The sequence below is a fragment of the Haloarcula sp. HT12 genome (assembly GCF_055271655.1).
In genome coordinates this window covers 518,204-544,521 of sequence record NZ_JBUXKW010000003.1, presented here as the reverse complement: position 1 = coordinate 544,521, position 26,318 = coordinate 518,204, and the positions used below count along the sequence as shown (strand labels likewise).

Annotated in this window: 26 protein-coding genes; 10 read left to right on the top strand and 16 right to left on the bottom strand. The window is 64.7% G+C overall.

What is annotated here, in order from left to right; translation table 11 throughout:
* The first annotated feature begins 6 nt into the window (after positions 1–6).
* Positions 7–831: an SDR family oxidoreductase gene (locus tag ACY9XZ_RS12450; protein WP_463457341.1), complete on the top strand. Its 825-nt coding sequence runs from the start codon at positions 7–9 to the stop codon at positions 829–831.
* 20 nt (positions 832–851) lie between these two features.
* Here ACY9XZ_RS12450 and ACY9XZ_RS12445 read toward each other — a convergent pair whose 3' ends face one another.
* From ACY9XZ_RS12445 to ACY9XZ_RS12425, 5 genes are all read right to left on the bottom strand, one after another.
* Positions 852–1,934: an ArsA family ATPase gene (locus ACY9XZ_RS12445; protein ID WP_463457340.1), complete on the bottom strand. Its 1,083-nt coding sequence runs from the start codon at positions 1,932–1,934 to the stop codon at positions 852–854.
* 51 nt (positions 1,935–1,985) lie between these two features.
* Positions 1,986–2,147: a DUF7563 family protein gene (locus ACY9XZ_RS12440; RefSeq protein ID WP_004516852.1), complete on the bottom strand. Its 162-nt coding sequence runs from the start codon at positions 2,145–2,147 to the stop codon at positions 1,986–1,988.
* A gap of 75 nt (positions 2,148–2,222) precedes the next feature.
* Entirely contained in the window at positions 2,223–4,670 is a 2,448-nt protein-coding gene (locus tag ACY9XZ_RS12435) for an ATP-dependent DNA helicase (protein ID WP_463457339.1), read from the bottom strand.
* A gap of 125 nt (positions 4,671–4,795) precedes the next feature.
* The gene (locus ACY9XZ_RS12430) at positions 4,796–5,356 is read right to left on the bottom strand and encodes a TATA-box-binding protein (RefSeq protein WP_004516850.1); all 561 of its coding nucleotides are present in this window, start codon (positions 5,354–5,356) and stop codon (positions 4,796–4,798) included.
* 202 nt (positions 5,357–5,558) lie between these two features.
* Positions 5,559–5,999, bottom strand: a complete 441-nt coding sequence (locus tag ACY9XZ_RS12425) for a TRAM domain-containing protein (RefSeq protein ID WP_463457338.1) — start codon at positions 5,997–5,999, stop codon at positions 5,559–5,561.
* A gap of 190 nt (positions 6,000–6,189) precedes the next feature.
* On the opposite strand from ACY9XZ_RS12425, the gene ACY9XZ_RS12420 reads away from it, so the two are divergent.
* A complete protein-coding gene (locus ACY9XZ_RS12420; protein WP_463457337.1) occupies positions 6,190–7,359 on the top strand; it encodes a hypothetical protein in 1,170 nt (389 codons plus the stop codon).
* On the opposite strand, the gene mct is transcribed toward ACY9XZ_RS12420, so the two are convergent.
* Positions 7,356–8,534: a succinyl-CoA:mesaconate CoA-transferase gene (mct, locus tag ACY9XZ_RS12415; RefSeq protein WP_463457336.1), complete on the bottom strand. Its 1,179-nt coding sequence runs from the start codon at positions 8,532–8,534 to the stop codon at positions 7,356–7,358. The two genes, ACY9XZ_RS12420 and mct, sit on opposite strands and share 4 nt — an antisense overlap.
* 121 nt (positions 8,535–8,655) lie before the next feature.
* On the opposite strand from mct, the gene glmS reads away from it, so the two are divergent.
* The 5 genes from glmS to citE are packed head-to-tail and all read left to right on the top strand — an operon-like array spanning position 8,656 to position 13,926.
* Complete coding sequence (gene glmS / locus ACY9XZ_RS12410) at positions 8,656–9,096, top strand: methylaspartate mutase subunit S (protein ID WP_310896001.1); 441 nt, start codon at positions 8,656–8,658, stop codon at positions 9,094–9,096.
* Between the two features lie 2 nt (positions 9,097–9,098).
* The gene (locus ACY9XZ_RS12405) at positions 9,099–10,562 is read left to right on the top strand and encodes a methylaspartate mutase subunit E (RefSeq protein ID WP_463457335.1); all 1,464 of its coding nucleotides are present in this window, start codon (positions 9,099–9,101) and stop codon (positions 10,560–10,562) included.
* On the top strand, positions 10,552–11,820 hold the full coding sequence (locus ACY9XZ_RS12400; protein WP_463457334.1) for a methylaspartate ammonia-lyase: 1,269 nt from the start codon (positions 10,552–10,554) through the stop codon (positions 11,818–11,820). Before ACY9XZ_RS12405 ends, ACY9XZ_RS12400 begins: the two co-directional genes overlap by 11 nt.
* Positions 11,813–12,889, top strand: a complete 1,077-nt coding sequence (gene mch, locus ACY9XZ_RS12395; RefSeq protein WP_463457333.1) for a 2-methylfumaryl-CoA hydratase — start codon at positions 11,813–11,815, stop codon at positions 12,887–12,889. Before ACY9XZ_RS12400 ends, mch begins: the two co-directional genes overlap by 8 nt.
* On the top strand, positions 12,886–13,926 hold the full coding sequence (gene citE / locus ACY9XZ_RS12390; RefSeq protein ID WP_463457332.1) for an L-malyl-CoA/beta-methylmalyl-CoA lyase: 1,041 nt from the start codon (positions 12,886–12,888) through the stop codon (positions 13,924–13,926). The genes mch and citE overlap by 4 nt, the downstream gene beginning before the upstream one ends.
* Before the next feature lie 16 nt (positions 13,927–13,942).
* Here the strand turns inward: citE and ACY9XZ_RS12385 are convergent, their stop codons facing one another.
* Together ACY9XZ_RS12385 and ACY9XZ_RS12380 are read right to left on the bottom strand one after the other, a co-directional pair.
* Positions 13,943–15,061 carry a pyridoxal phosphate-dependent aminotransferase gene (locus ACY9XZ_RS12385; RefSeq protein WP_463457331.1) on the bottom strand — a complete coding sequence of 373 codons (1,119 nt, stop codon included), beginning with the start codon at positions 15,059–15,061 and terminating at the stop codon, positions 13,943–13,945.
* A 38-nt stretch (positions 15,062–15,099) separates the two neighbouring features.
* Positions 15,100–15,243 (bottom strand): hypothetical protein, encoded by a 144-nt coding sequence (locus ACY9XZ_RS12380; RefSeq protein ID WP_463457330.1) that lies wholly within the window; start codon positions 15,241–15,243, stop codon positions 15,100–15,102.
* Positions 15,244–15,322: 79 nt separating this feature from the next.
* Here ACY9XZ_RS12380 and ACY9XZ_RS12375 point away from each other — a divergent pair, with 79 nt between their 5' ends.
* Positions 15,323–15,832 (top strand): CinA family protein, encoded by a 510-nt coding sequence (locus ACY9XZ_RS12375; protein WP_463457329.1) that lies wholly within the window; start codon positions 15,323–15,325, stop codon positions 15,830–15,832.
* Positions 15,833–15,868: 36 nt separating this feature from the next.
* Positions 15,869–16,375, top strand: coding sequence for a metal-dependent hydrolase (locus tag ACY9XZ_RS12370; protein ID WP_463457328.1), 507 nt, complete (start codon positions 15,869–15,871; stop codon positions 16,373–16,375).
* On the opposite strand, the gene ACY9XZ_RS12365 is transcribed toward ACY9XZ_RS12370, so the two are convergent.
* The gene (locus tag ACY9XZ_RS12365; protein WP_463457327.1) at positions 16,372–17,133 is read right to left on the bottom strand and encodes a PHP-associated domain-containing protein; all 762 of its coding nucleotides are present in this window, start codon (positions 17,131–17,133) and stop codon (positions 16,372–16,374) included. The two genes, ACY9XZ_RS12370 and ACY9XZ_RS12365, sit on opposite strands and share 4 nt — an antisense overlap.
* A 115-nt stretch (positions 17,134–17,248) precedes the next feature.
* Between ACY9XZ_RS12365 and ACY9XZ_RS12360 the strand changes: the two genes are divergently transcribed.
* Complete coding sequence (locus ACY9XZ_RS12360) at positions 17,249–17,548, top strand: DUF7565 family protein (protein ID WP_004516837.1); 300 nt, start codon at positions 17,249–17,251, stop codon at positions 17,546–17,548.
* A 78-nt stretch (positions 17,549–17,626) separates the two neighbouring features.
* Here the strand turns inward: ACY9XZ_RS12360 and ACY9XZ_RS12355 are convergent, their stop codons facing one another.
* The 7 genes from ACY9XZ_RS12355 to ACY9XZ_RS12325 form a co-directional block, all read right to left on the bottom strand.
* Positions 17,627–18,064 carry a transcription elongation factor Spt5 gene (locus ACY9XZ_RS12355; protein ID WP_053968046.1) on the bottom strand — a complete coding sequence of 146 codons (438 nt, stop codon included), beginning with the start codon at positions 18,062–18,064 and terminating at the stop codon, positions 17,627–17,629.
* Positions 18,065–18,068: 4 nt separating this feature from the next.
* On the bottom strand, positions 18,069–18,248 hold the full coding sequence (locus ACY9XZ_RS12350; protein ID WP_463457326.1) for a protein translocase SEC61 complex subunit gamma: 180 nt from the start codon (positions 18,246–18,248) through the stop codon (positions 18,069–18,071).
* Positions 18,249–18,396: 148 nt separating this feature from the next.
* A complete protein-coding gene (locus ACY9XZ_RS12345) occupies positions 18,397–20,850 on the bottom strand; it encodes a methyl-accepting chemotaxis protein (RefSeq protein WP_463457325.1) in 2,454 nt (817 codons plus the stop codon).
* Complete coding sequence (locus ACY9XZ_RS12340) at positions 20,847–22,085, bottom strand: ABC transporter substrate-binding protein (RefSeq protein ID WP_463457324.1); 1,239 nt, start codon at positions 22,083–22,085, stop codon at positions 20,847–20,849. The genes ACY9XZ_RS12345 and ACY9XZ_RS12340 overlap by 4 nt, the downstream gene beginning before the upstream one ends.
* 120 nt (positions 22,086–22,205) lie before the next feature.
* A complete protein-coding gene (ftsZ, locus tag ACY9XZ_RS12335; RefSeq protein WP_463457323.1) occupies positions 22,206–23,366 on the bottom strand; it encodes a cell division protein FtsZ in 1,161 nt (386 codons plus the stop codon).
* A gap of 103 nt (positions 23,367–23,469) precedes the next feature.
* Positions 23,470–24,825: a D-aminoacyl-tRNA deacylase gene (locus ACY9XZ_RS12330; RefSeq protein WP_463457322.1), complete on the bottom strand. Its 1,356-nt coding sequence runs from the start codon at positions 24,823–24,825 to the stop codon at positions 23,470–23,472.
* Complete coding sequence (locus ACY9XZ_RS12325) at positions 24,825–26,186, bottom strand: sodium:calcium antiporter (protein ID WP_463457321.1); 1,362 nt, start codon at positions 26,184–26,186, stop codon at positions 24,825–24,827. Before ACY9XZ_RS12325 ends, ACY9XZ_RS12330 begins: the two co-directional genes overlap by 1 nt.
* Positions 26,187–26,318: the final 132 nt, after the last annotated feature.

Below are 26,318 nucleotides of genomic sequence, written 5' to 3'. Positions count from 1 at the left end.
CAACACATGGCGAAGACGGTGCTGATTACGGGAGCGTCCTCGGGTATCGGGCGGGCGAGTGCCGAGGCGTTCCTAGCTGACGACTGGACTGTCTGGGCGACCGCCCGCGAGGAATCGGACATCGAAGCCCTCGCCGAAGAGGGCTGTGAGACCGCGGAACTCGACGTGACAAATCCGCGGGAGTGCGAGCGGGTCATCGAGGCGCTCATCGATGCAGAGGGCCGGCTCGACTGCCTGGTGAACAACGCCGGTTATCCGCAGTTCGGCGCGGTCGAGGACGTGTCGACAGCGGCGCTCCACGAGCAGTTCGACGTGAACCTCTATGGCCCGCACCGGCTCATCCGCGAAGCGCTCCCGCACATGCGGGCTCGCGAGAACGGAACCATCATCAACGTCTCAAGCGTCGCGGGCCGTATCGCGTTCCCGAACCAGGGCGGCTACGCCGCTTCGAAGTTCGCCCTGGAGGGGCTCAGCGACGCACTCCGGATGGAAGTCGAGGAGTTCGGCATCGACGTGGTGCTCGTCGAACCCGGGCCGGTCGAGACGAACTTCGACGACCGCGCCGACGAAGAACTCGACGATCTCGACAAGTCCGGCGCGTACGACTGGCTGTATCAGGCCCACGAGGATTCGAGCCTCGTCGGCATCCAGGACGCGCTGTCGGTCACGCCCGGCACGGTCGCGCTGACCATCCGCGACGCCGCCAACGCCAGCGACCCCGAGCCACGGTATCCCGTCGGCCAGGGCGCGCAACTGCTGCTCATGCTCAATTACCTGCCGGCGCGGTGGCGCGACGCGGCGTTCGGTGTCATCCGGAAGCTGACGAGTTAGACGAACCTCCACTGCCCGTCTCAGTCCAGACAGGCCGCAACGACCGATAACAATCGCTCGCCGCGCACTTCCTCCGCGAACAGCGGGACCCGGCGCACGTCGTGGCCGCGGAAAATGTCCTGTGACCGGGCCAGGGCGTCCTGCTGGACCCGCCAGCGTCGGGCGCAGAACTCACAGTCGGCGTGGTTCGGGCCGGCGATATCCACGTCCTCGCCCAGTACCTCGCTGGGGTCCTGCATCACCCGATTGACGACGACGGTGCTGACCGGAATGTTGAACTCGTCGAGTTGTGCGAGCAGGCGCTCGGACTCCACCACGGACAGCTCCTCGGGCACCATCACGATGCGGAAGTCCGTCTTCCGTGGGTCCTGCAGTATCGACCGCAGATGCTCGATCCGGTCCGACAGCTCCTGCAGGTCCTCGATGCCGGCCTCAGCATCCACGTCCTGATCGTCGCCGAACATCCCGGTGAGATTGTCCATCATCCCCGAGAACCGCTCGCGGAGCTGGAGGATCTTCCCGACCATCGAATCCATCGTCTCCGGGAGTTCCAGCAAGCGGAGCGTGTGGCCGGTCGGGGCGGTGTCGATGACGACGCGGTCGAAGCGGTCGTCGTCGACGTAGTCCAGCAGGAGCCGGAGCGCCGCGGCCTCGTCGGCTCCGGGCATCGACCCGCCGAGCAGCCCCTCCTCGCCGCCGATGGGGTCCGCAGCCTGGTCTGCACCCGCCCCACCGCCCGCGCCGAACATCCCGTCGCCGCCGAGCAGTTCGCCCACGCCGCCCAGCGCGTCTTCCTGCATCCCAAGCGGTCCCTCGCCGACAGCGGCCTCCGGGTCGATTTCCGCGGCGTACAGCGGGATGTCCTCGCGGATTCGTGTCGGCGTCGCCGGGATGTCCGCCTCCAGCGTGTCCGACAGCGAGTGGGCAGGGTCCGTGGAGACCACGAGTGTCGCTGTGTCGTCGCGTGCGGAGGCAAGGGCCGTCGCCGCGGCACACGTCGTCTTGCCGACACCGCCTTTCCCTCCGTAAAGGACGTACTCCGCCGCGTCGATTCCCGCGGGTGCGTCGATGTCGTCGACCGCCTCGACGTCGAGTTCGCTCATGGTAGGAGCTACGCTCGTCCGGCCTTGAGTACTTCCCGAAAAGGAGATCTCCTACTGTCTCGAAGAGCGCGCTTCACGGACATCCGCGCCGTCCCGGAGTTTGTCCTCGCAGTTCGGACAGACCCGAGGACCGTGACCCTCGACGGCTTCTGGTGTAAAAACCCGTACGTACTGCTCGGTTACGAACTCGCCGCAGTTCTGACACTCGGGCATCTATAGGTACACTCGTTCCACGATGTAAATGCCTTCCGCTGCCAACGATATCTTCCGGTTAATAGACACGAGTGTTTACCGGTGGTCGCCCCAGAACGAATCCAGTTGGCTGGCGAGGAAATCGGGCGTCATCCGGATGAATTCCTCCCGTTCACCGACGGGCAGGTACGGATACACCGAATGCCGTGCGTCCGGCGTGTACCGACGGCCGACCAGCGCACGCACCCCCACTTCGTCGACGCCGCGGATGACGCGGCCGATGGCCTGGCGCGCGCGCCGCACGGCCGGGACAGTCAGGGCATACTCGAAAGCATTCTCCTCGCCGAAGGCGTCGCCGTAGGCCCGCTGGACGCCCCGGACACGGGGCGATCCGATGTTCACCAGCGGGATCCCGACGACCGCGCAGGTCGAGAGCTTCGCCCCGTCGTAGTCGACGCCCTCGGTCAGCGTCCCACGCGTCGACGTGACCATGACCTTTCCGTCGCCGCTGAAGAACGCCCGTTTCAGCCGCTCGGTCTCCTCGTTGCTCGACGACTCGTCGACGAGAACCGGCTTGTCGACGGCCTCCTGCAGGTACGCCCCGGCCCAGCGGGCTTCCCGGTAGTTCGGCATCGCCACCATGACGTTGCCCGGCGAGCGGGCTAGCGCGCGCAGCGCCTGAGCGTACTCGTCGCGCGTCGGGTTCCAGTTGTCGCCCAGCGGCCGCATCGTCTCCGGGTCCCCGCGGTTGCGCGCGGTAAACGGCGTCGCGTCGACGAGGTACGATGCTCGGTTCTCGGGCGGAAACGGCAGGTCGTACGTCGTCGTGCGGACCGGTCGCCCGTCGCCGGCCCCCTCGTCCGGGGCTGTCGACCCGGACTCGGCCATCGAGTCGAGTCCCGACACGCGGGTAAACACGTCCAGCGGTTCCAGCGTCGCGCTCATCAGAATACCGCCCCCGAGGTCGTCGAAGACGTTCCGAAGCGCCGTCGCGGGCATGCAGTTGTAACAGAGCAGCCCTGGCGTGTAGACGGCCTGGTAGTCGGCGTCGAGGGTCTGGCCGTGGTTCGGTGAGTGCTCCAGTTCGATCTCCCGGAGGAAGGTCGCGTGATCGCGCTCCCACCACTGTCCGGCCAGCACGCCGACGGCGGCACACACCGGCTGGCGAGTTATGCCGAGTTGGTCGATAGCATCTTCGACGGCCGCGCCGACCTTCGACAGCGAACGCCAGAGCGAGCCGTCGTACCCCTTTCGCTCGGCCCACTCAGTCAGTTCGTCCTGCTCGACCGTATCGGGGTCCCGAAGCGGAATCTCTCTATCGTGCTCTGGCAATGTCGAGGGGTCCGCGCGCCAGCCCTCATGTTCGGTGTCCAGAAACGTCTCGATGCGGTCGTCGAGCCACCGAACGAGGTCGTCGTAGAACTTCCGGGCCTGGTCGACCGCGTCCAGCGGGACCTCGCGGGCCGACAGCACCTCCCGGACCTGCGCCTTGTGGTCCGCGCTCTGTTGGGCGCGCTGGATGAGCGTCGTGCAGTCGTTGCGCGCCTGGACGATCGTCTGCCGGCCGAGGCGGTCCGATAAGAGGTCCCGCACGCGCTCTTCGAGCCGATGGGCCTCGTCGACGATGACGAGCGTCTGGCTGTCGAGTACGTCAGCGAGTAGCGGGCGGGAGCCAGGATCGAACAGGTGGTTGTAGTTCCCGACGATAACGTCGGCCGCGGAAAGCATGACGCTCATCACCCGGTGCGGGCAGGTCCCGCGCTCCGTCGCCGCCGGGAGGTAGTCGTCCATCGTCACCACGTGCCCTTCCCCGGCCGAGAAGTCGACGGGTGAGCCCTTGTTGCGGGCGTACCAGTCGGCCTCGAACGGACAGTACAGCGGCGGGTCCGATCCCTCTGCCATCGACTCCGGGGCCGTCGGCTGGGCCTGCCGGTACGGCGAGTTCGCGCCCGCTGTCGAGAGCGTGTCGTCGCCAAGCGTCGCCTGCGCGGCGGCGTCGGGGCGCGCGGCAGCGGCAAGGTCCTGTCCCTTCCGCGGGTCCCACCACTGATCGTCGTCGGCTTCGCCGGCGATTGCGGCGTCCGCGACGGCCGCCCCGTCCGAGCGACCGTCGTCTTCGACTAACCGCGCCGTGGCCTCCCTGAGATCCTCACAGCGGTCGTGCGTGCCCACGTCGTCCGGGAACTGTCCCTCGCGGCCGTACGGACAGAGGTCGCGCTTGCCGACCAGCGAGATACCGTCGAACGGTTCGTCGATACCGGCGTTGAGCGCCCGCAGGTCGTCGACGAACTGCTGGAGTTGCTGTTTGACGGGCGTGACGACGACCATCCGGTCGTAGAGGTCCGTATCGCGGACCAGCGTCGCGCCGGCGGTGAGCGCGGCCATCGTTTTCCCGGTCCCGCAGGGTCCCTCCATCGCGAGAAAGCCGCGCGCCTTGCCCGCCTCGATAGCGCGTTCGACGGCGTCGGCCTGATTCTCGTAGGGCTCGTCGAAGCCGAAGTACGTTCGCCAGGACTCCGTGCCCGTCGAGGCGGGGTCTGCCATTGGGCCGGCTTTGGTCGTCTTGGTATTTGAACCGCGGGGTTCTATCCCGTGGCAGTCGCTTCAGCTAGAGACGAACGGAAAAACGGGCTGTGACTGACGGCCGCCCAGTCACTGGCACCGCGTGGTCAGTCCAGCAGGCCGAGGTCGCTGAGCCGCTCGACGATGGTGTCGACGGCCTCCTCCGCGTCCTCCTTTCGCTTGCCACCGGTGACGACGAGTTTCCCCGAGCCGAACAGCAGCGCGACCACGTCGGGTTCGTCGAGTCGGTAGACGAGACCGGGGAACTGCTCGGGCTCGTACTCGATGTTCTCGAGTCCGAGGCCGATGGCGATAGCGTTGAGGTTGAGCGAACTCCCGAGGTCCGCGGAGCTCACGATGTTCTGGACGACGATCTCCGGGTCGTCGTCGACCTGGATGTTCAGATCGCGGAGCTTGTCGAAGACGATGCGCAGGCTCTGGTGGACGTCGTCCGTCGATTTCGCACCCGTGCAGACGATCTTGCCCGACCGGAAGATGAGCGCGGCGGATTTGGGGTCCTGTGTCCGATACACCAGCCCCGGGAACTGCTCGGGGTCGTAGTCGGCCCCTTCCAGGTCCATCGCGACGCTCTCAAGGTCAAGTTCTTGTCCGATACCGGTCGAAGCAACGACATTTTCGATGTCAATGCTCTCTTTTGGGTCGACCATATAGTGTTTTAAATACCGGATTTAAATCATATAAACGTTTGTGATGCTGTGATTACTAGTCGTTCTTCGACCTCTACCGCGTCCGACAGATTCCATTCAAGTGGGGGAAGTCGGTCGAGCGACGCGCTGTGACTGTTTGTTCCGGACCTGCAGGGACTACCAGCCCGGTGGCCACCCAGCCGTCGAAAACGAAGCAGGTCCGCTATACTGTCCGGCCGTCGTTGTCGACGACGCTCGCAAACGCGACATTCTCCTGGACGGTCTCGATCTCGACTGTCGGGGAGTCGCCCGGTTCGCCGTCGGGGACGATGACGACGTACCCCCGTTCGACCTTGGCGATACCGTCGCCCTGGTCCCCCAGCGATTCGATGGTCACGTTTCGGATTTCGCCTTCGTCGACCGGCGGTTGCGGGACGCCCGTGTCGGCCCGCGCCGGGTCGGTGTCCTGTTCGGGCTCCTGTGGTCGGGCTGTCGCCGCCGAGCCGGCATCGACCTGTGAGAGCAGTCCTACCCGGTAGGTCTCGCCCGGGGAAATCGCACCGTGGGACACCTCGCTTTTCGGAATTTCGACAACGTATCGGTCCCCATCCGTCTCTATTCGCGCACTGAACAGTGAACTGAGTGCATCTGGAACTTCGACCATAGCCTATTCTATGGCTCATGATAGATAATGGTCCTGCCTATCACTTCTCAATCGGGGGTGAAATTGTGGTCGTACCGGTGCTCGGTACAAAATCCAAAAGAATATATAAATCTCATCAAAATAAGCGGTATCGGGTTTATGCTATACGATGAGTTATTCCCTCCCTGTCACATACCTTTTTAGCCGTTTATTGAAAAAGAAAGTCTACGTAGCGGTGTTCATATTCGGGACAGCGTTGGCGCTCAGACTGCTGTATTTAGGCCGTATTCTTCAAGTCCACGGTGGCGTACGTGTTGCCGGTGACACACCTGCGTTCCGAAACAGTTGTCACGTCCTGGCGACTGACCCGTTAAACGTCCTGTCCAGAGTCAAGGGGTTGATGTATCTCGGTTTTAATATTCCGTTTTGCATTATTGAGTGGCTAAGCGGCGGGAGCGGACTCGCATGGGTACTCTTCCAGATTGTCGTCTCGGCGTCGGCGGCTGTCCTCGTCTTTTATATTGGATCGCGACTTACGAATAGGGTCGGCGGCTTCGTCGCGGGAGTGTCGATAGCACTACTTTTCGACACGTTTCGGTATACTGTTTCCCTTCTTGCTGAGACGACTTTCGTTTTCGTGCTCGTTCTCACTATCTGGTCGCTCGTAACCTATATTCAGAACCCAGGTAAGTGGCACAAAGCGGCGGTAATCGGCAGTATGATCTGGCTCTCGACGACACGGCCGTTCGGTATGCCGATCGTCGCATGCTGGCTCGCGTGCGATATCCTTCCCTCCGATTCGCCATATCGAATGAATGTGCTACCTCGCTGGTTCGCATCGTCCTCGTTCGTGATCCTTCCAACGGTTGTTCTGGTATTTTCGAGCGCACGTCGTAAACTTACCCAAGTCGAAATCGGCTGGAGGGAGGGCTGGATTCTCTACAAGGGAAAGACCGACCTTTTCTTTTCCGAGTACGTGTACACGCCTCGGTCAGGTGGGACCTTTCTAGAGTTCGTCCTGGCAAACGTGGATCACATTGCGGTCATGTCGATCCTTCGTGTTTTTGTCCTCTACGTCCCGCTGGTCGATGCTTGGAAGAGTCCATTCTGGAACGTCTTCAACGCCGTTGTCCTGATCCCCCTCCTGCTCGGATCGCTGTACGGCGGTGTCAAATCCGCTCGCGAGCGGCCAGAGATTACGAGCCTCCTCGTCCCACCGATTCTCGCAGTAACCGGTATCGTCGGGATCACGCTCGTGAGCATGGCATGGCGGTATAGAGCCCCTCTCGGGCCCGTGTTCGCGCTGTTGACTGGGTATGCCGTCTCGTCACAACCCTCGGTAGAGCAATGGGTGTCAGCGACTATCGACTCCCGGAGTTAGTCATCCCCTTCGACTGGACTGGTTCCGACTTCTTCTAGCAGTTCCGCCCTGTGCTCGTCTAGCAGCGGCGCACGACCGCCCGGCGAAGGCATCGTCTCGGTCATCTTGATCGGGCTGCCGGCGATTGTCATTCGCTCGTCGGCACCGGGCTGGTCGACATCGGCGAGCATCTTCCGGTCGCGAATGTGGGGGTCGTCGAAGATGTCGGCGGTGTTCTGGACCGGTGCGGCCGGCACGCGCCCTTCGAGCAGTTCGAGGATTGTCTCGGAATCGACAGTGGCTGCCCAGTCGGCGATTTCCCGACGCAGGGACTCGCGGTTCGCGATCCGGCTGCCAGCGTCCGGGTAGTCCGCAGCGAGGTCCGGGCGGTCCATCGCGTCACACAGCGTTTCCCAGTGGCCGTCGGAGAACGCCGCGATGACGACGTGGCCGTCGGCGGCCTCGAATGAGTCGTAGGGGAACAGCGTCGGGTGGGAGTTGCCCTGCCGGGTCGGCGACTCGCCGTCGCAGGAGTACTGGTACACCGTCCGCTCACACAGCGACACCATCGAGTCGTACATCGCAGTATCGACGTACTGTCCCTCGCCCGTGCGCTCGCGATGATGCACGGCCGCGAGGATGCCGACGGCGTTCAGGGCGGCGGTGAAGAGGTCGCCGACGCCGGGGCCGACCTTCGTCGGCGGCCCGTCCGGTTGACCGGTGATCTCCATGACGCCGCCAAGCGCCTGCGCGATGAGGTCGAAGGATGGCTGGCCCTGCCGGTGGGTCTCGCCCGTTCGCGGATCGCCGAAACCGCGGATCGATGAGTAGACGAGTTCGGGGTTCCGTTCGCGTAGCGTCTCGTAGCCGCAGTCGAACTTCTCCATCGTGCCGGCCTTGAAGTTCTCGACCACCACGTCTGCGCGCTCGACGAGCGAGAGGAACGCCTCGCGGTCTTCCTCCGACCCGAGGTCGAGTTCGAGCGAGCGCTTCCCGCGGTTGACGCTCTGGAAGTAGCCGCCGTAGGCCTCCTCGTCTCCGTCGGCCACGAACGGCGGGTTCGACCTGATGAGGTCGCCCCCGGGGCGCTCGACCTTTACCACGTCCGCGCCCATGTCCGCGAGCAACATCGTACAGTACGGTCCGGCGAGGACCTGTGTCAGGTCGAGCACACGCAAGTCGTCAAGCGCACCCATGGAAAAACCACGATGGGGCGGCGGTATAAACCTTCCTGAACGACCATTATAAATTCCTTAAGGCCATATTATCATGAAAGACCATTAGGTTTATCAGTACCCGCCGACGACGGGGTAGTACATGCCCCGGACCGTTATCCTCGGCGTGATTGGCTCCGACGCGCACGTCGTCGGCATCACGATTCTAGAGCAGGCGCTCTCGGCCGCTGGCTTCGAGGTAATCAACCTCGGTGTCCAGACTTCACAGGACGAGTTCGTCTCCGCCGCGAAATCTCACGACGCCGAGGCAGTACTCGTATCCTCGCTGTACGGGCACGCCCGCCAGGACTGCGAGGGGCTTCACGAGGAGCTCGACGCCGCCGGGCTCGACGTGCTCACCTACGTCGGCGGGAACCTCGCCGTCGGACAGTCCGACTTCGAGGAGACGCAGGCGACCTTCCGGCAGATGGGCTTCGACCGGGTCTTCGACGCGGAGACCGATCCGGAAGAGGCCATCGAGATGCTCCGCGAAGACCTGCAACTGACGACCACAGAGGCGGAGCAGATCAGGGTTGACGGGTGACTATGCCAACTGACGAGCGACTCAGCGACGACCAGCTACAGCGCATCGCAAACGACCTCAGGGACAACTGGCACACGGGCCGGGAAGTCGATTTCGAGGAGGCCATCGCCTTCCACGAGTCGCTGCCGGCCTCGAAACAGTTCGCCACGGTGCTGGAGTCGGCTGACCAGCCGCTCCTCCAGCCGCGGGCGGGGGTTCCCTGTCTCGAAGAACAGATCGACCTGCTGCGGTATCTCCAGGACGAGGGGGGCGCGGACCTCCTGCCGACGACCATCGACTCGTACACGCGCGACAACGAGTACGAGAAAGCAGAGGAGGGCCTGGCCGCCTCCCGCGGCAGCGACGAGAACGAACTGAACGGCTTCCCCGCAGTCAACCACGGTGTCGAGGACTGCCGACGGCTCATCCGCGCGCTGGATGCGCCGGTCGAGGTCCGCCACGGCACGCCCGACGCCCGACTGCTGGCGATGGTCACGCTCGCCGGCGGCTTCCAGAGCTTCGAGGGCGGCCCGATCTCCTACAACATTCCGTACACGAAACGGCACGACCTCGCGACGACCATCGAGCACTGGCAGTTCGTCGACCGGCTCTGTGGAGCCTACACCGAGCGCGGCGTGACGATCAACCGCGAACCCTTCGGCCCGCTGACCGGCACACTCGTCCCGCCGAGCATCGCTATCGCGGTGATGCTCGTCGAGGGCGAACTCGCGGCGACACAGGGCGTCCGGTCGCTCACACTGGGCTACGGACAGGTCGGGAACCTCGTGCAGGACGTGGCGGCGCTACGCGCGCTGCGGAAGCTCGGCAACGAGTACCTCCGCGACGAAGTGACTGTCACCACCGTCTTCCACGAGTGGATGGGCGGGTTCCCGCCGGACGAGGCGCGAGCCAACGGCGTCATCAGTCTCGGCGGCGCGACGGCGGCCGTCGCCCAGCCGGACAAAGTCATCACGAAGTCCGCCCAGGAGTTCCAGGGCGTGCCGACGAAAGAGGCCAACGCGGCCGGACTGCGAACGACGAGACAGCTTATCGATATGATGATCGAACAGGACATCGATTTGGGTGGTATCGAAGAGGAACAGGCGCTCATCGAACGGGAGACGCGGGCGCTGATGGACGCCATCTACGAGGCCGGCGACGGGGACGTTGCACAGGGGGTTATCAACGCCTTCGACAGCGGCGCGCTGGACGTGCCCTTTGCGCCGAGTGACGCCGCCGAGGGCGCGGTACTCCCGGCCAGAGACGACGACGGCCGGGTCCGCATCTTCGAGTTCGCGGACCTCGCGCTCCCGGACGACATCAAGGAGATCCACGCCGCGCGACTCGGTGAACGGGCCGAGACCGAGGGCCGCGACCAGTCGTTCCGGATGGTCGCTGACGACGTGGACGCCATCAGCGACGGGAAGCTCATCGGTCGTCCGACGGGCGACAACAGCCCCGCGGGAGGTGCGAGCGATGCGGATTGAGGACGTTCGAACGGTTCCCGGGCTCTCGGGCTTTTTTTTCGACGACCAGCAGGCCATCAAGGACGGGGCGACCCAGAGCGGGTTCGCCTACGACGGCCAGCCGGTCACGGAGGGGTTCGACCGTATCCGCGAGGCCGGCGAGGCGCTCATCGTGGAGATCGAACTCGCCGACGGCTCCATTGCGACCGGCGACTGCGCCGCGGTGCAGTACTCCGGCGCTGGCGGCCGCGACCCGCTGTTCCGGGCCGAGAAGTACCGCCCGGTCGTCGAGGGCCCCGTCGCCGACGCGCTCCGCGGCCAGGACGCGACCCAGTTCGGAGCCAACGCGACGATGCTGGAGGAGATGGACCCACAGCGTTCGGGCGGCGACCAGCTCCACACCGCGGTCCGGTACGGCGTCTCGCAGGCGTTGCTGAACGCCGCCGCGCAAGCGCGAGGCGTGACGCCGACGGACGTTCTGGCCGACACCTACGACACGGAGCCGGCGACCTCCCCGGTGCCAGTGTTCGGCCAGTCGGGCGACGAGCGCCGCATCAACGCCGAGAAGATGCTCATCAAGGGCGTCCCGGTCCTGCCCCACGGCCTGTTCAACAGCGTCGAGAAGGTCGGCGAGAACGGCGAGGTGCTGCGTGACTACCTCGCGTGGCTCTCGGACCGAGCGACGGCGCTCGGGCCGGAGCCGTACTCGCCGCGCTTCCACGTCGATGTGTACGGCATCCTCGGGAAGGTGTTCGGCCCGCCGTACGACCGGACCGAAGTGACTGATTACTTCGAGTCACTCCGAGAAGCCGCCGCGCCGTACCCCCTCCAGGTCGAGGGGCCGATGGACGCCGGCGGCCGCGCGGACCAGATAGCTGAGATGGCCGAACTCCGCGACGGCCTGGCTACTGCCGGTGTCGACGTCGACATCGTCGCCGACGAGTGGTGCAACACCTTCGAGGACGTCCAGGCGTTCGTCGACGCGGAAGCCGCTGACCTGGTCCAGATAAAGACGCCGGACCTCGGCGGTATCCAGCGCTCGGCCGAAGCGGTGCTGTACTGCGAGGGTACGGACACCCGCGCCTACGTCGGCGGGACCTGCAACGAGACCGTGACCTCGGCGCGGGCCTGTGCCCACGTGGCGCTGGCGACCGACGCCGCGCAGGTGCTTGCGAAACCGGGCATGGGCTTCGACGAGGGGTTCATGGTCGTCACGAACGAGATGCGGCGGGCGCTTGCACGCCGCGATGCCACTCAGGAGGTGCCGGCAGATGACTGACTGGGCCGACCCGGACGCGCTGGATCTCTCGGACGGCGAGACGTTCGACTCGCTGCTTGAACGGGCCGACACCCGGGAGAAGGGCCACTTCTTCGAGTTCTTCGCGGAGGGCGACAAACTCGCGCACGACCCCGGCCTCCGACTCACCCATCACGGCAGCGAGCAGTGGATGGGGCAGACGCTCAACCACGACCCGGCGTACTGGCGGGACGACACCGCCCGGGAGCGTGGCTTCGAGGAGCGCCCGGTTCACCCGGACTACCTGCTGGCCTGTGTGATGGGAATCACCGTCGAGGACCTCTCGGAGAAGGGCGGGTACTTCCTCGGCCGGGACGACGTGGCGTTCCATCAACCCGCTACGGCCGGGACGCCGCTGTCGGTCACTTCGACCGTCGTCGACACCCGGACCTCCTCGTCCCGGCCGAAGTACGGTATCGTCACCTGGGAGACGGAGGGCCGGAACCGCGATACAGGCGAGAGATTGGTCTCCTACCGGCGGACGAATATGATCCCGCGCCGGGAGCCGGCGGCTACCGACGGCGGCGCGGTCGGCGATCAGGACGAGAGCGGCCCGACGCTCCCGGACACGCTCGTCACACCCGAGGGCGAACACTTCGGGGACTTCCAGCGGGCGCTCGACACCGCCCGCGAGGAGAACGCCGCCGTCGCCTACCGCCACGAACGCGGCCGGACGATGGACGACCAGCTGGTCGCCGGCCTCCCGCTGGCGACGCTCAACACCGCTCGCCAGCACCACAACCGCGACGAGATGGCCGACTCGCCCTCTGGCGACATCGTCGCCTACGGCGACGTGACCCGCTCGATTGCGCTGGCACACGCCCGCTCGGACGAGGCGACCTACCGCGAGCACCGCTTTGCCGACGAGCGGTTCCACGACTTCGTCACGCTCGGTGACACCATTTATGGATTCACCCGCGTCCTCGACTGTGACCCCGACGCCGGGCCATCGCGGGCCGGCGCGGTCACCTTCGAACACGTCGCGTTCAACCAGGAGCAGACCCCGGTCTACTCTGGCCGGCGAACCGCACTCATTCAGCGAGATACATGACACGACTCTGTCGCACATTCCAGACCGCACCGGCCGCGATACCGAACGACAACAGCGCGAAGTTCCTCGTCTCGGGGCTCACGAGCGAGGGGTTCCAGACCCCCGACTGGCTCGTCCCCGACATCGAGGACGGCACCGCACCGTCGATGAAAGCCGAGGCCGTCGACAACATCATCGAACACGTCCCCGATCACGCCGCCGAGTTCGCGGGGGAGATTCTCCCGCGGGTCGAGTGGGCCTACGACGACGCCGACGCCCGCGAGCGCGGCATCGAACAGGTGACCCGCCTGGCTGCTGAGGTCGGCGATGAACTGGACGGCTTCGTCTTCCCGAAGGTCGGTCGCCTTGAGGACGTGCGCGACGCCGCGGGCGTCATCGCCGACGCCGAACGGGACGCCGGGCTTTCCGAGGGGGCGCTGGATATGGCGATCATTCTGGAGACGGCTCCCGGTCGCTCCGACCTGCGCGAAATCTGTCAGTTCGCGGCTGATTCGCGCCTCTCGGCGCTCGTCTTCGGGCCGGTCGACTACACGGCGGAACTCGGCGGCCGCGCGCTCAACGGCGAGCGGCCCCGCTGGGACGGCCTGCTCGAAGCCCTTTCGAACGAGACGAGCGCCGCCGACATCGTTTCCATCGGCGGCCCCTTCGACCAGCTGTTCCACGAACGCGCCGGCGTCACCTACTACAACGCCGAGGGGTACGCCGACCAGGTCGAACACGAGGCGACCATCGGCATCGACGGCTCGTGGTCGCTGCACCCCAAACAGACCACGCAGGCCAACCGCATCCACATGCCGACGACTGAGGAACTGGAGCGGGACCTCCACAAGATCGAGTCGTTCAATGAGGCCAAGCGAGAGGGGACCGGGGCAGTCGTCGTCGACGGCCAGATGGTCGACGAAGCGACCTACAAGAACTTCGCGAACACGGTCAAGACGGTGCGGGCAATCGACGACACCCACCCCGCGCAGACCGAGGAGTACTACGATGATGACTTACTACAGCGGGCGAAGGATGTCGAACTGATTTTCGGCTGAGCGGCCGCTCGTTCTTTCACTCGAAGTAGTCAGCCAGCCGCGTCGCCGCCTCGTCGACCCGTGGCGTCACCAGCGCGAACCGTATCCAGTCGCTCCGGGATTCGCCAAAGGCTTCCCCAGGCATCCCAGCTACGCCGGCTTCGTCGACGAGTTCGTACACGTTCTCGAAGGAACCGGGGAAGTCGGGGAACCGCGCCATCACGTAGAAGCCGCCGTCGGGGCGGTTGTACTCGGCCCCGGCTTCCGCCAGCGCAGCGCAAAAGTCGTCGACGCGGGCTTCGAGTCGCCGTCGACAGGCGGCGTAGTAGTCCGGACTTGTCGTCTTTAGCGCTCGCAGGACGGCGTACTGCGCCGGCCGACTCCCGGTGACGTTCGTGAGCATGTGCTGGGTTCGAGCCCGCTCAAGGAGTGCGCCGTTCGGGCCGTCCTCCGGCGGGAAAATCGCGTAGCCGACCCGGAAGCCGGTGATCGCCATCGTCTTCGAGAAGGAGTTGGTGGCGACGACGTGGTCGGACTCGGCGTGTAGCGCCGAACTGAACCGACCCGCATAGTCGAAGTGGTCGTACACCTCGTCGCTGAGCAACAGCGCGTCGTACTCTTCGGCGATAGCTGCGAACTCGGCCATCGCGTCGGCGTCGTACACCGCGCCGGTGGGATTGTTCGGTGAGTTGACGACGATGACGGCCGTCTCCTCGCTCGCGGCCGCTCGAACGTCCGCGGGGTCCAGTCGGTTGTGCTCGTCGACCGGGACGAAGGAGATGTCTGCACCGATGAAGTTCGCCCGGCCGGCGTAGTAGGGGTAGACCGGGTCTGTCAGGAGGATCTCGTTGCCGTCGAAGTGGTGGAGCCCACCGGTCATTGCCAGGTGGTTCGCCTCGCCAGCGCCGTTCGTGACGATCACTCGGTCCCGGTCCACGTCCCGGCGAGCGGCGATTTCGTCGCGGAGGGGTGTGAGCCCTACACTGGGCGGGTACTGGTAGTCGTCGGCCGGGGCCTCGGCGTAGTCTCTGAGCCCGTCCCGAAGCCCCTCGGGCGGGTCCCAGTCGGGATTGCCCGACACCATGTCCACCACGTCCCGGTCGGCCCGGGCCGCGTACTGCATGACCCGGAAGAACTGGGGTTCCGTGTAGTCCATACCCGGTCTCGGGCTGCCGGCCCCGTCTGCTTTTCTGTCTACTGGCGAACGTACAGCGTCAGTCCGCCGAGGACCAGCAACAGCACCCCCCACAGGAGGTCCGACCCCGGCAAGACCCAGAGAAACAGCGTCACGAGACCCGACGTAACGAGTGACCAGCCAAGCGTCGTCCGATAGCTCACACACGCAATTCTGTCTCTGAACTGAAAGTATCTATGCCCGCCCTGAACGCTTATTCACCTGTCGCGACAACTATCGTCAATGGCAGACGATACAGCGGACCCGGTCGAGAAGCGCGTCGGCAAGCGTCTCCGAGAAGCTGATGCCACGGTCGCTACCGCGGAGTCCTGTACCGGTGGCCTCGTCGGGTCGAAGATAACGGATATACCCGGTTCCAGCGACTACTTCGACCGCTCGCTGGTCACCTACTCCTACGAGGCCAAGCGAGAACTGCTGGCCGTCTCGCGGGAATCGCTGGACGCTCACGGCGCAGTTTCCGAGCCGGTCGCTGTCGAAATGGCCCAGGGCGTTCGCGACACCGCCAGAACCGACTGGGGCGTCGCCACGACTGGTGTCGCCGGCCCGAGCGGGGGTTCACCGGAGACGCCCGTCGGAACGGTGTACATCGCCGTGGCAGAAGCCGCCCCGTGGGGAACCAACGAATCGGGCGTGACTGTGTCCCGCTACGAGTTCGACGGCACCCGTCGAGAAGTCAAAGATGCCATCGCGACACAGGCGCTCCGGGACCTGGAAACCGCCCTACAGGAGTAGTAAGGTCTTTTAGGTGGGACACGGACGGTCCGGTAGATGAACAAACGCGGGCACGTCCTGAACGCCGTCCTCCTGAGCATCGGACTGGGATACGTTCTCGACCCCTCGGGCGACGTGACGACGTTCGCGACAATCACGGAAGTGTTTCTCCCCGTCGTCCTGGGCGCACTGTTCCCCGACGTCGACACCGCCTTCGGCAAGCACCGCAAGACCCTGCACAACATCCCCGTGCTCATTATCTTCCTGGCCCATCCGCTGTATCACGGCGGCAATCTCCAGTGGGTCTGGCTCGGCGTCCTCACGCACTACGTGCTGGACTACTTCGGCTCGCGCCGTGGCATCGCGCTGTTTTACCCCATCTCGGACAAAGAGTATGGCTCACCGACGGGCGTGACCACCTCAAGTGAGTACGCAGAGGTCGTCACCGTCGTGATTACCATCTTCGAACTGGCCGCGGTCGGGCTGTTGATACACGTGCTCCCGCAGTACCTGCCGCCGTCGGTCCGGACCTTCGTCGTCGAGAACAGCGCGTTCCTGGTTTAGTACACCTTCACGTCGTCGAACCGACCGCCGTACGCGACGTGGTCTGGGTGAGTTGGCTCGGTGCCCTGTAACATCAGCCGATCAAATTTGCCCCAAGTGTTTTCTAGCCCCAGATGCGCCCACTCGACCGCCCGGCGGAGGTCGTGTGCGATGCCGTCGCGATGGAACAGCGACCGCTCTACGTCGTTTTTCAGCGCCGCACTGAGCGCCGCCACGTCTTCGAACGCCTCGGCGAAAGTCACGTACGCCTCGCCGACAGTCCCCCGGACGTGGGCATACGACGAGACGAACGGCTCGTGGCCGGTCTCCGAGGTAAACGACTGCGCGCGGTCCCGGTGGTGGGACAACTGCTTGGGGTTGTACACTTCCAGCGCGTCGATGATATCCCCGTAGGCTTCGATGTCGTCCAGCCCCAGGCTCACGTTGAGAAATCCGGGATGGGGAACGAGCACCGCCGCGTCCTGGCGGTCAAGTTCCCGCATCGCGCCGTCGAAAGTAATGAAGTCCGGAATCGGCTCGTCGAGGCCAAGCGCCAGCACGTGCCGGCGCTGTTGCCAGGTGCCAGTGAATACCTCTCTGGCCGGAAACACAGTCAGCTCTTCGTCAGAAAACGCCGCAGCTTGTCGCCGGATCTCCGGCAGCCGCGTGAAATGCGGCGCGTACACCAGCGCGTCGAGGCCACGTGCCTTCGCACGCTCGACGACCCTGTCGTCGAGTACCTTCACGTGGAGGTCGACGGCGTACCCCTCGGGTTGCACGATGAACGCTATTTCCGTACTGCCATTAGGGGTTTCCGTTTCGGCAGTCTGCGGGACAGACTGCTGACAGGTGTCAGCCAAGCTTTTTACCCCCGCGTCGCCTGCCACTGAGCAAATGCCACGCTGGGAGTGCGATATCGAAGGGGACGATAGACAGTTCGACCGCGTCGAGGAGCTCATCATCCATCAGTCGGTCGAACACGACCGCATCGAATGCAAGGTCTGTGGCGCCGTCGTCCCCGACGGCTACTTCGCCATCAAGCACGCCTTCGACGAGCACTCCCGCGCCGAGTACGTCCGCGCCTACGACGCCTCCGCCGCCGAGGTCCGCCGCCGCGAACAGATCAAGGAGTCCGTCGAGGCCGCAGCCAACATGAGTGAGGTCATCGACCGACTGGAAGGCGGCGAAGCGTAGCGTCGTTACTGTGGCAATTGTGAAATAGGTGGCCCCCGCTTCGCAGCCGTGAATCGCGGCTTCGCCGCCGGATGGGTCTTACCGCTCTTCGGAGTCGAGAACCCGAATCTGGTCACCACGCACGGTAACCGGAATCGGGACCGTCGCCTCGTACAGCTCCACGGTGACCTGGTCTTTGCCCTCGTCGATCCGCTGGACCTGGGCTTTCTCGCCTTTGAACGGGCCGGCGATGAGTTCGACGATGTCGCCCTCCGCGATGCCTTCCACGTCCGGCTTCGGCGAGAGGAAGTGCTCGACTTCCGCCATCGAGGACTCCCCCTGCACGACGCCGTTGGCGTGGGGGATCTCGTCGAGGATGCGGTCGAACACCGCGGCGTCGTCGGCCTCCACCATCACGTAGCTGGTGAGCGAGTCCGGCGCGAGCGCGGCGTGAATCTCGTCTTCCTCGCGGGAGATGATCATGTCCGCGACGGTGCGTTCCTGGCTGGCCGTGGTTTTGACTGCGTAGATCCCCATCGGTTTACACCGGCTTGCTGCCAGGCACGAAGGCCATTATCGCGAAGATAATGAACCCGAGCAGTCCGACCAGCGCGATACCCGCGCCGGCGATTTTCGCGATCTGGGAGAACTCCTCCCACGACGGCGTACTCGCCAGTTTGAGTACCCGGATGTAGGAGGTGAGATCGTATGGAACGTCCATAGCGGGTCGTACCCACTGGTGGCTTTTCTATATTGTGGTGCGCGGCGACGAGTCCGGCACCATTGCTGCGCACCCTCGCTACAGTGTCGCATGAGATCCGCGACAGAGATGTGGAACCAGTCGGAGTGGCGGTTCCGAATCCGCTCGGTCAGTCGTCGGTCAGCGCAGTCCCGCCTGATTCGTGTGTCCCTAGTTCACGCCCGTCGCCGACACCGCCGGTTTCGAACTGGTCGATGAGGCCCTTGAGATCGCTGGCCTGACTGGAGAGCGACTGTATCTTCTCGGTGACCTCCGTGATCGACGCCGTCTGTTCCTCGGCGGACGCGGCGACGTTCTCGGCTTCGGACGACGTCTCCTCGCTGATCGAGCCGACTTCCTCGGCCATCGAGACGACCTCTTCCATCGAGGCCGCCTGCTCGTCGGTCGCGTCGCTGATCGCCTGCACGCCGTCGTTGGCCTCGTTGACCTGCTGGACGATATTGGTCAGCGCGTCCGTCGCGTTTTCGACCGTCTCCTGTCCGGTGTCGACGCTTTCGCCCATGTCCCGCATGTCCTCGACGGTGGAGTCCGTCCGGGACCGGATCTCGTCGATCATCGACTCGATGTCGGTCGTCGCTTCCTGGGTTTCCTCGGCGAGCGTCTTGATCTCGCGGGCCACGACAGCGAACCCTTCGCCCGCTTCGCCGGCCCGTGCGGCCTCGATGTTCGCGTTGAGCGCGAGCATGTTCGTCTGTTCCGCGATTTCGTCGATGAGTGTCGTGACCTCGCCGATGCGCTCCATCTCCTCCGCGAGGGACTCGACCTGTTCGATGGCCTCGGTAGACTTCCGTTCGAGCGCTTCGATTTCGGCGGCGGCCTGCTCAGCGTATTCGCGGCCGGATTCGCCGTCGGTTACGGCCTGCTGGGACTTCGAGGCGACTTCGTCGGTGGATGACGTGATTTCCTCGACGGTTGCCGACAGGTCGGTCATCTCGTCGCTCACCTGCTGGATGTTCCTGTTTTGCTCGTCGGCGCCCTCGGCGATCTGTTGCACCGACTCGCTCACCTGTTCGCTGGCCGACCGAACTTCCTGTGCGCTCGCGGAGATCGCTTCCGTCGAACTGTCGACGGTTCCGGCGAACCCTTCGATGCGGTTGACCGTTCGTTCGAGCTCCGCGATCATCTCGTTGAAACTCTCCGCGATATCGACCATCGCGTCGTAGTCGCTGTCGGTGGCCATCCGCTGGGTGAGGTCCCCGGCCGCGGACCTGTCCATCACGTCGCTGAACTCGGCCGCCTTCGCTTCGAGGGCGGACGCCATTTCCTCGGCGTCTTCCTTTGCCGCCTCCGCCTCGTCTCTCGCGGCTTCGACGTCAGTAATCAACGTCTGGATGTCTTCACCCATCGCCTCCAGTGCCGCACCGAACTCGCCGGGGATGCTCTCGTCGAGCGCCGGGTCGTCGAACCGTTTGTCCGCGAGCGCGTCGGCCTGGTTCGCGGCGGTCGTCAGGTACGCTTGCATCGACGCGAAGGATTCGTATAGCTGCCCCATTTCGTCGACGCGTGTGGTTTCGGGGAGCGTGCTGTTGATCTCGCCGGCGGCGATGTCCTCAGCGCTTTCGGCCACGCGGGAGAGCGCGTTCGCGGTTCCGCGCCCGATTGTCACGCCGACCACGAACAGCGCCCCGACGGCCAGCGCGACGAGAAGTGCGATATTCTGTGAAACAGCCGACTGCAGGGCGAAGGCACGGTCCTGCGGGACGTGATACAGCAACGCCCACTCAGTGCCGGTAACTGGTGTGTACGCCATCACGTACTCGCCCTCGTCCATCCCCGTTCTGGCCGAGACGGACTCGTAGCCGGTTTCGCCGTTCAGTGCCGCGTCGACGCTCGTGTCGGTCGCGTCCCCGGTTGCCGCGTACTCGTCGAGAATCGAACTCTTCCGGTTGTCGAGAATGATCTGGCCGTTCGACCCGACGACCTTCACGTCGCCGGTCGCAAACGGTGAGGTGAACTCGTGGGAGCGCGCCTCGAGCGATGCCGTCAGCACCACGTATTCCTCGCTTCCGGCCAGTGGTTGGACGAACGCGATAACCGATTCGTTACCGCTCTGATACGCTTCGGACGTGCTCGTCGGTCCCGACGAGACGACTGCACCGCTCGCGTCGGTCCACGGGTCGTCAACGTCACTCAGTGCGACGCCGTTCAGTTCGTCGTCGGTGCTGGCGGTGACTGTACCGTCAGCGGCGTCGACGTAGTGGAGCGCCCGGACGTCTCCCGGCAGCCCAATGAGCTTCTGTTCGAGCCACCGCTGGTGTTCTCTGTCGGAGGTCGACGCGGATCGGTCACCGAGAGACGCCGCGAGGAACGACGCCGTCGATTGCTTGTTCGAAACCCAACTCGACACGGAACTCGACTGGGACTCAGCGACGCCTCGGATTTGCTCCTCGGTCTGTGACTCGACCAGCGACCCCGTTTCGAGGTGGATGGCCGCGCCGCCCAGCGCGAGCACGACGACCACGCCGAGCAACAGGACGCCGAACTTCGCCGCGTACCGCCGTCGGATGGCGTCAGGAAGCGCGCGTTCGACCCCCTCAACGATCCGCTTTGGCAGCGAACTCATCGGTTCCCCTCCGATCTGAAGAACTGCGGTTGCAATAGCTCCAGTGACTCGACCGATCCGTCCGTGACGCGCTCGATCAGGTACGAGCTCAACGGCTCCAGGTCGTCGGTCAAGTCGACGCCACCGGACGCGCCCTGGTAATTGATCTTCCGGCCCGCCTCGGTGAGTGAGCGGACGCGACCGAAGTCGTCGACTGAAACGGTGTGTCCCGACCCCCCGGAGACCGACTGAATGGTCTCGGCGATTGCCGGGCCACTGCTTTCTCCGGCCTGCTCAGCGGCGCAGGCCATCAGGAACAGCGCGTCGTAGGCGTTGACGGAGTACGCTCTGGGATCGTCGATGTCCGGGAGTCGGCGGACGAGTTCGAAGTACGCCTGCGTTCGTGCGGAGGACAGCGACGCGCTGTAGACCCCTTCGTAATACGACGGGAGATCGCCGGCGAACATTCCGGCGGACAGCACCCACGGCACGTCGTGGTCGGATTGACTGTACGCGTCGAGAATACCGCGCTCCTGTCCGGAAACGCTCGTGAAACTGACAGCATCGGGGTCGTTCTCGAACACGTCCACGAGCGTGTCGTCGAACGACTCCGCCGCCGGGTCGTACCGAATATCCGCGACGACCTCGGCGTCTAATACGTCGCGTTGGACTTCGGCCAGTCCGGCCCCGAAGGAGTTGTCGATACTCAGTAACGCGACGGAGTCCGCGTCGATGTACAGGGGGCTGTCGACGGCTTTCGCCATCACCACTGCCTGGGTTCCGTCGCTCGGAACCGTCCGGCCGAAGTATTTGCGCCCGTTGGCCCGGCCAGCAGCCGATAGCTGGGGGGCGGTACTCGCGGGACTGACCTCCATGATTTCGTCGCTGGCCGCTTCCGGTGCGAGCGCTATCGACACGTCGCTGACGAGTCCACCGACGAAGCCCACGATACCACGGTCGACGAGAGAACGGTACTGCTCGACTGCGGTTTCAGCGTTTGCCTCGGTATCGAGAATCGTTACGTCGACGCTATCGCCGTTGATTCCACCGCCCGCGTTGATATCGCTTGCTGCCTGCTCGACCATGCGCTTGCCGTGTTGCCCGAGCGGGGCAAGCGGCCCGCTGAGCGGAAGCAGCGCACCGAACTGCACAGTGTTGCCGCCCCCACCCAGGGAACCGAGACAACCGGACGAAAGGCCCAAGCCCCCAACAGTTATACATTTTTTGAGAACATTACGTCTCGAATCTGAGTACATACGGAGAGAATTCTAACATCTAAATAAACGCCTTTCGACGACAGTATCATTCATGATAGGGAAAGTGTAACTACAACTGTAGTTACTCGTAGTTAGAGAGAGACAGAGAACCGGGGTAGGTTAGTCGACGTAGTCGATATCTTCGCCGAGTTGCTGGGCGGCCTTCTCCTGTTCGGCCTCGCTCTGGCCGTAAATTTGGGGGCTCTCGACGCCGGTGACGACGATCATCGTCTCCATCTTACCCTCGAAATCGCTGTTGACCGACGCACCCCAGATGATGCGGGCGTCGGGGTCGATGCGGTCGTAGATCTCCTCGACGACGCCCTCGGCTTCTTCGATACTCATGTCGGGGCCACCGACGACGTTGACGAGCGCGGAGTTCGCGCCGTCGAACTCCACGTCGAGCAGCGGCGAGCGAAGCGCCGAGCGGATGGAGTCCTGGGCCTTGTTCTCGGAGTCGGACTCGCCGAGGCCGATCATCGCGACGCCGCCGTTCTCCATAATGGTGCGAACGTCGGCGAAGTCCACGTTGACGAGGCCGGGCTTGGTGATCAGTTCAGTCATGCCCTTGACCGAGCGCATCAGCACGCGGTCGCAGATCTTGAAAGCGTCCTGCAGGGGCATCGAGGGCGCGTAGTCCAGCAGGCGGTCGTTTGGCACGACGATCACGGTGTCAGAAACGGAGCGGAGCCGTTCGAGGCCAGCGTCGGCGTTCGCCCGCCGTCGTTCACCTTCCGCGGTGAACGGGATCGTGACGATGGAGATGGTGAGTGCGCCGGCTTCCTGGGCGGCCTGCGCGACGACTGGGGCCGCGCCGGTCCCGGTCCCGCCGCCGAGACCGGCCGTGACGAACACCATATCGGAGCCGTCGATGGACTGCTGGATGTCTTCGATGTCCTCCTGTGCAGCCTCCTCGCCGATCTTCGGGACCGAGCCCGCGCCGCGGCCGCCGGTGCGTTTGCGGCCGATGAGAATCTTGGTGTCGGCGGCCACCTCGTCGGCGAGGTGCTGGGCGTCGGTGTTCGCGGCGACGAGTTTGGCCCCGTGGATGCCTTCCTCCATCATCCGGGTGACCGTGTTCCCGCCGGCGCCGCCACAGCCGACGACGGTGATTTTCGTCTCCAGGTCTTTGACGACGCTTGCTAGCTCCTCGTCGGACATCGTCCCGGACGTGGACATGTCCTGTGACGGCGTCGATGTCGTTTCGTCGACAGTCCCGCCGTCCGCGTCCTCCCCGTCTTGCTCTGCCTCGTCGATAGCGTCGTCAATTATCGAATCCATAATTTAAAGCGTCCTTGCAGACGAGCAGTTATTAGTTTTCCCCCTCTGTCAGACAGGCGTCTGACGCTGAGACTGTCAGTCTCCGCCGCTGACACGCCGATGTTCACAGCGTATATCGACGTGTACGCTCGCGTTGGAACCGCTCCGGCTCGATTTCTTCCCCGTCGACCTCGATGGACTGGCCGGAGGCGAGTTTCCCGAACTTCGGTCCTTCGGGGATGCCGGCCGTGCGCGCGAGATCCGGGTCGAACGTCGTTTCGCTGGCGACGACCGCCGTCGGTCTCCGCTCGACACTGTCGAAGCGCCGTTCGAGAATTTCGACGAGCGAGTCGACGACGGCGTCCGCGTCCGCCGTCGCCGGACGGACGACCGGCCCGGTGACGACGGTCCCGTTCTGTTCGGTCCCGTAGGCGATGGATTGCCGCTGGATAGTCGCACGGAGCGCGTTGCTGTCGATGCCGCGCGCGTCCGATATCAGTTTGGCCGGCAGATCGAGCACCGTCCACTCGCCGTCGTATCCGGGCGCGAGATCGCCGAACCTGAGGCCGTCGTCGACTGTCCTGAGAGCGCCTTCCAGCGCCTCGACCAAGCTCAGGTCGACACCGGTCGTCTCCTGCACAAACGTCTCGCTGACGACGCGGTAGCCCAGCGACTCGATAGCCGCCTTGAGGTCCGGACGTTCGCCCTCCATGAGTGCGTAGTCGGCCGCACTGGCTCGGAACGCACGTTCGAGAACGGCGTCTCGCTCCGCGTCGCTGTCGGCCCACTCCGCCAGGGCGTCTAGCGACCAGTTGGCGGCGATGTGGCCGACAGCCCAGTCCGTCTCGCGGACGACCCGCTCGAACCGCGGGGCATAGTGGCCGCCGCCGACGCCCAGCAGGTGGCGGCGCGTTCCGTTCTCCCGCGGCTTGTCCGCCGGTTCGCCCGCGAGGTCCAGTATCGCTCTGGCGGCGGCCTCGGCGGCGTCGGGGTCCTCCCACTGTGGTTCCGCGCTGCCGACCTCGACGAACATCGAGGGGACGCCGACGGCCGTCGGCCCGTGGTGGGTACACTCCATCCCGACCTCGTAGTCCGGCGGGGCGTGACGCTGGAGCGCCGAAACCACTGCCTTGTGTGCACTGGGACAGGCGCGGGCGAACCGGCCGTCCTCGCCGCCGAACTCCGCGACGCCGAAGTTCCCGGTGTGGTGGGCCGTCAGGAGTTCGTCCGTCTCGCCGGCGTGCTTCGACGCGAACACCAGCAGGTCCGGGTCGTCGAACGCCGCCGCGGCGTCGTCGATGTCCAGATGCAGCGACTCGAACTCCCGGAGTTCCACGCCGTCACTCCGGTACACTGTGCCGCCGCCCTCGGCGTCGGGTCGTGTCTCGTCGACGCTCGTCTCCCAATCCCGCAAGGCGCGCAGATGCTCGCCGATGTGGGCCGACGCCGCGTCAGCCTGTGAGACGACGATTCCGAGCATCAGTCGGCGTTCTCCGGGTGGATCGGTTCACGGCCCATCGCGGTCCGGACGGCGTCACCGGCCAGCCCGAACAGGTGTTTCAGCGCCTCGCGGCGCTGGACGAACAACGCCATCCCGATGACGAGATACAGCCCCGTGTACGCAAGCAGGAGGTCGTGACTCGATATCGGCAGAGCGACGAGGTCCCTGATGATGGCGAACTCCAGGATCACCTGCGAGATGAACAAGGCGAACAGCGCGACCGCTTCGCGGATACTGATCTCGAAGTTGACCAGAATCGCGAGCGCGAAGAAGGACTGAGCCGCCGTAATCCAGATCTCCGCGCCCTGTCTGGCGTCGAACGGCAGGACGCCGTACCCGCCCAGCGCGATGGAGTACACCACCGCGATGGTGCCGATGAGCAGCGTCCACTGATTGAGTTTCGAGGAGATGAGCGCGTTGAACCCGGCCGTCGACCGGGCCTTGTTGACCAGCACGGCGACGACGATGAGTTCGGGCGACTCGCTCGCCAGCGGGGCGACCCACTGGATCATGAAGAACTCGGGGATCCCGTTCGCGACGCCGATCTCTTCCAGCCCGTGGGCGAAGGGTTCGACCGCTGTGAAGATCATCGCACCGGAGTAGCCAAACAGGGCCAGGACGACCAGCGGCCGCCACGGCAACGACCACTCCTGGAAGTACTTGGGCACGCCGACGGTGTGCTCGCTGTGTTCGATGTCGGACTTGAGCACGAGGCCGATGTACGCGACGTACAGGCCGACCAAGAACAGCGTATCGAGGATGCCGATACCGCCGCCGAAGGGGACGAGAAACGCCCACATCGTCGCCAGAAAGAGGAAGGAGATCTCGGTCGCGATATCGGTGTCCAGCTGGACGGCGTCTTTCAGGACCCCGTCGCGTTTCTGGACTGCCGGGTCCTGGGTTTTCGCGGCGCGCCAGACGGTGAACACGGCGATACCGGCCCAGCCGATGCCGATGAGGATGCGGTTTGCGCCGGTCATGTTCGCAATCGCGAGGTTCGCGTCGTGACAGGCCCGAGCCAGCGGTGTCGCGCTGGCTTCGATGGCCTCTGCGGACAGTCGGCTACAGGCCTCCGTCGTCGCGCCGCCCGCCCCGGCGTTCCAGGCGTACAGCGCGTCCACGGCGTACTCCGGGGCCACGGCGAGGACAGCGAGGACGGCGATAGCGAACGACCGCGGCACGTCTTTCTCGGCTGTCTCGGCACCCCAGGCCAGGAGGAACGACGCCCCGAGGACGGCGAGCCCACTGACCCCGACGGTAGTCACGTTCCCGACCTCGATGCCGGAAAGAAACAGATAGATCCAGCCGACAGTCAGGGCGAGCGCGACTGCGACTTGCATCAGTGGATGGCGAAAACGACTCACTAGCAGAGACGTGGCTGGGTCCGGGTGAAAAGCTTGCGAAACTGTCGACTGAGTATCCTGACTACTTGTGGGAGAGCGTGGCGTTCATACTATCGGGGGACGCTGGCG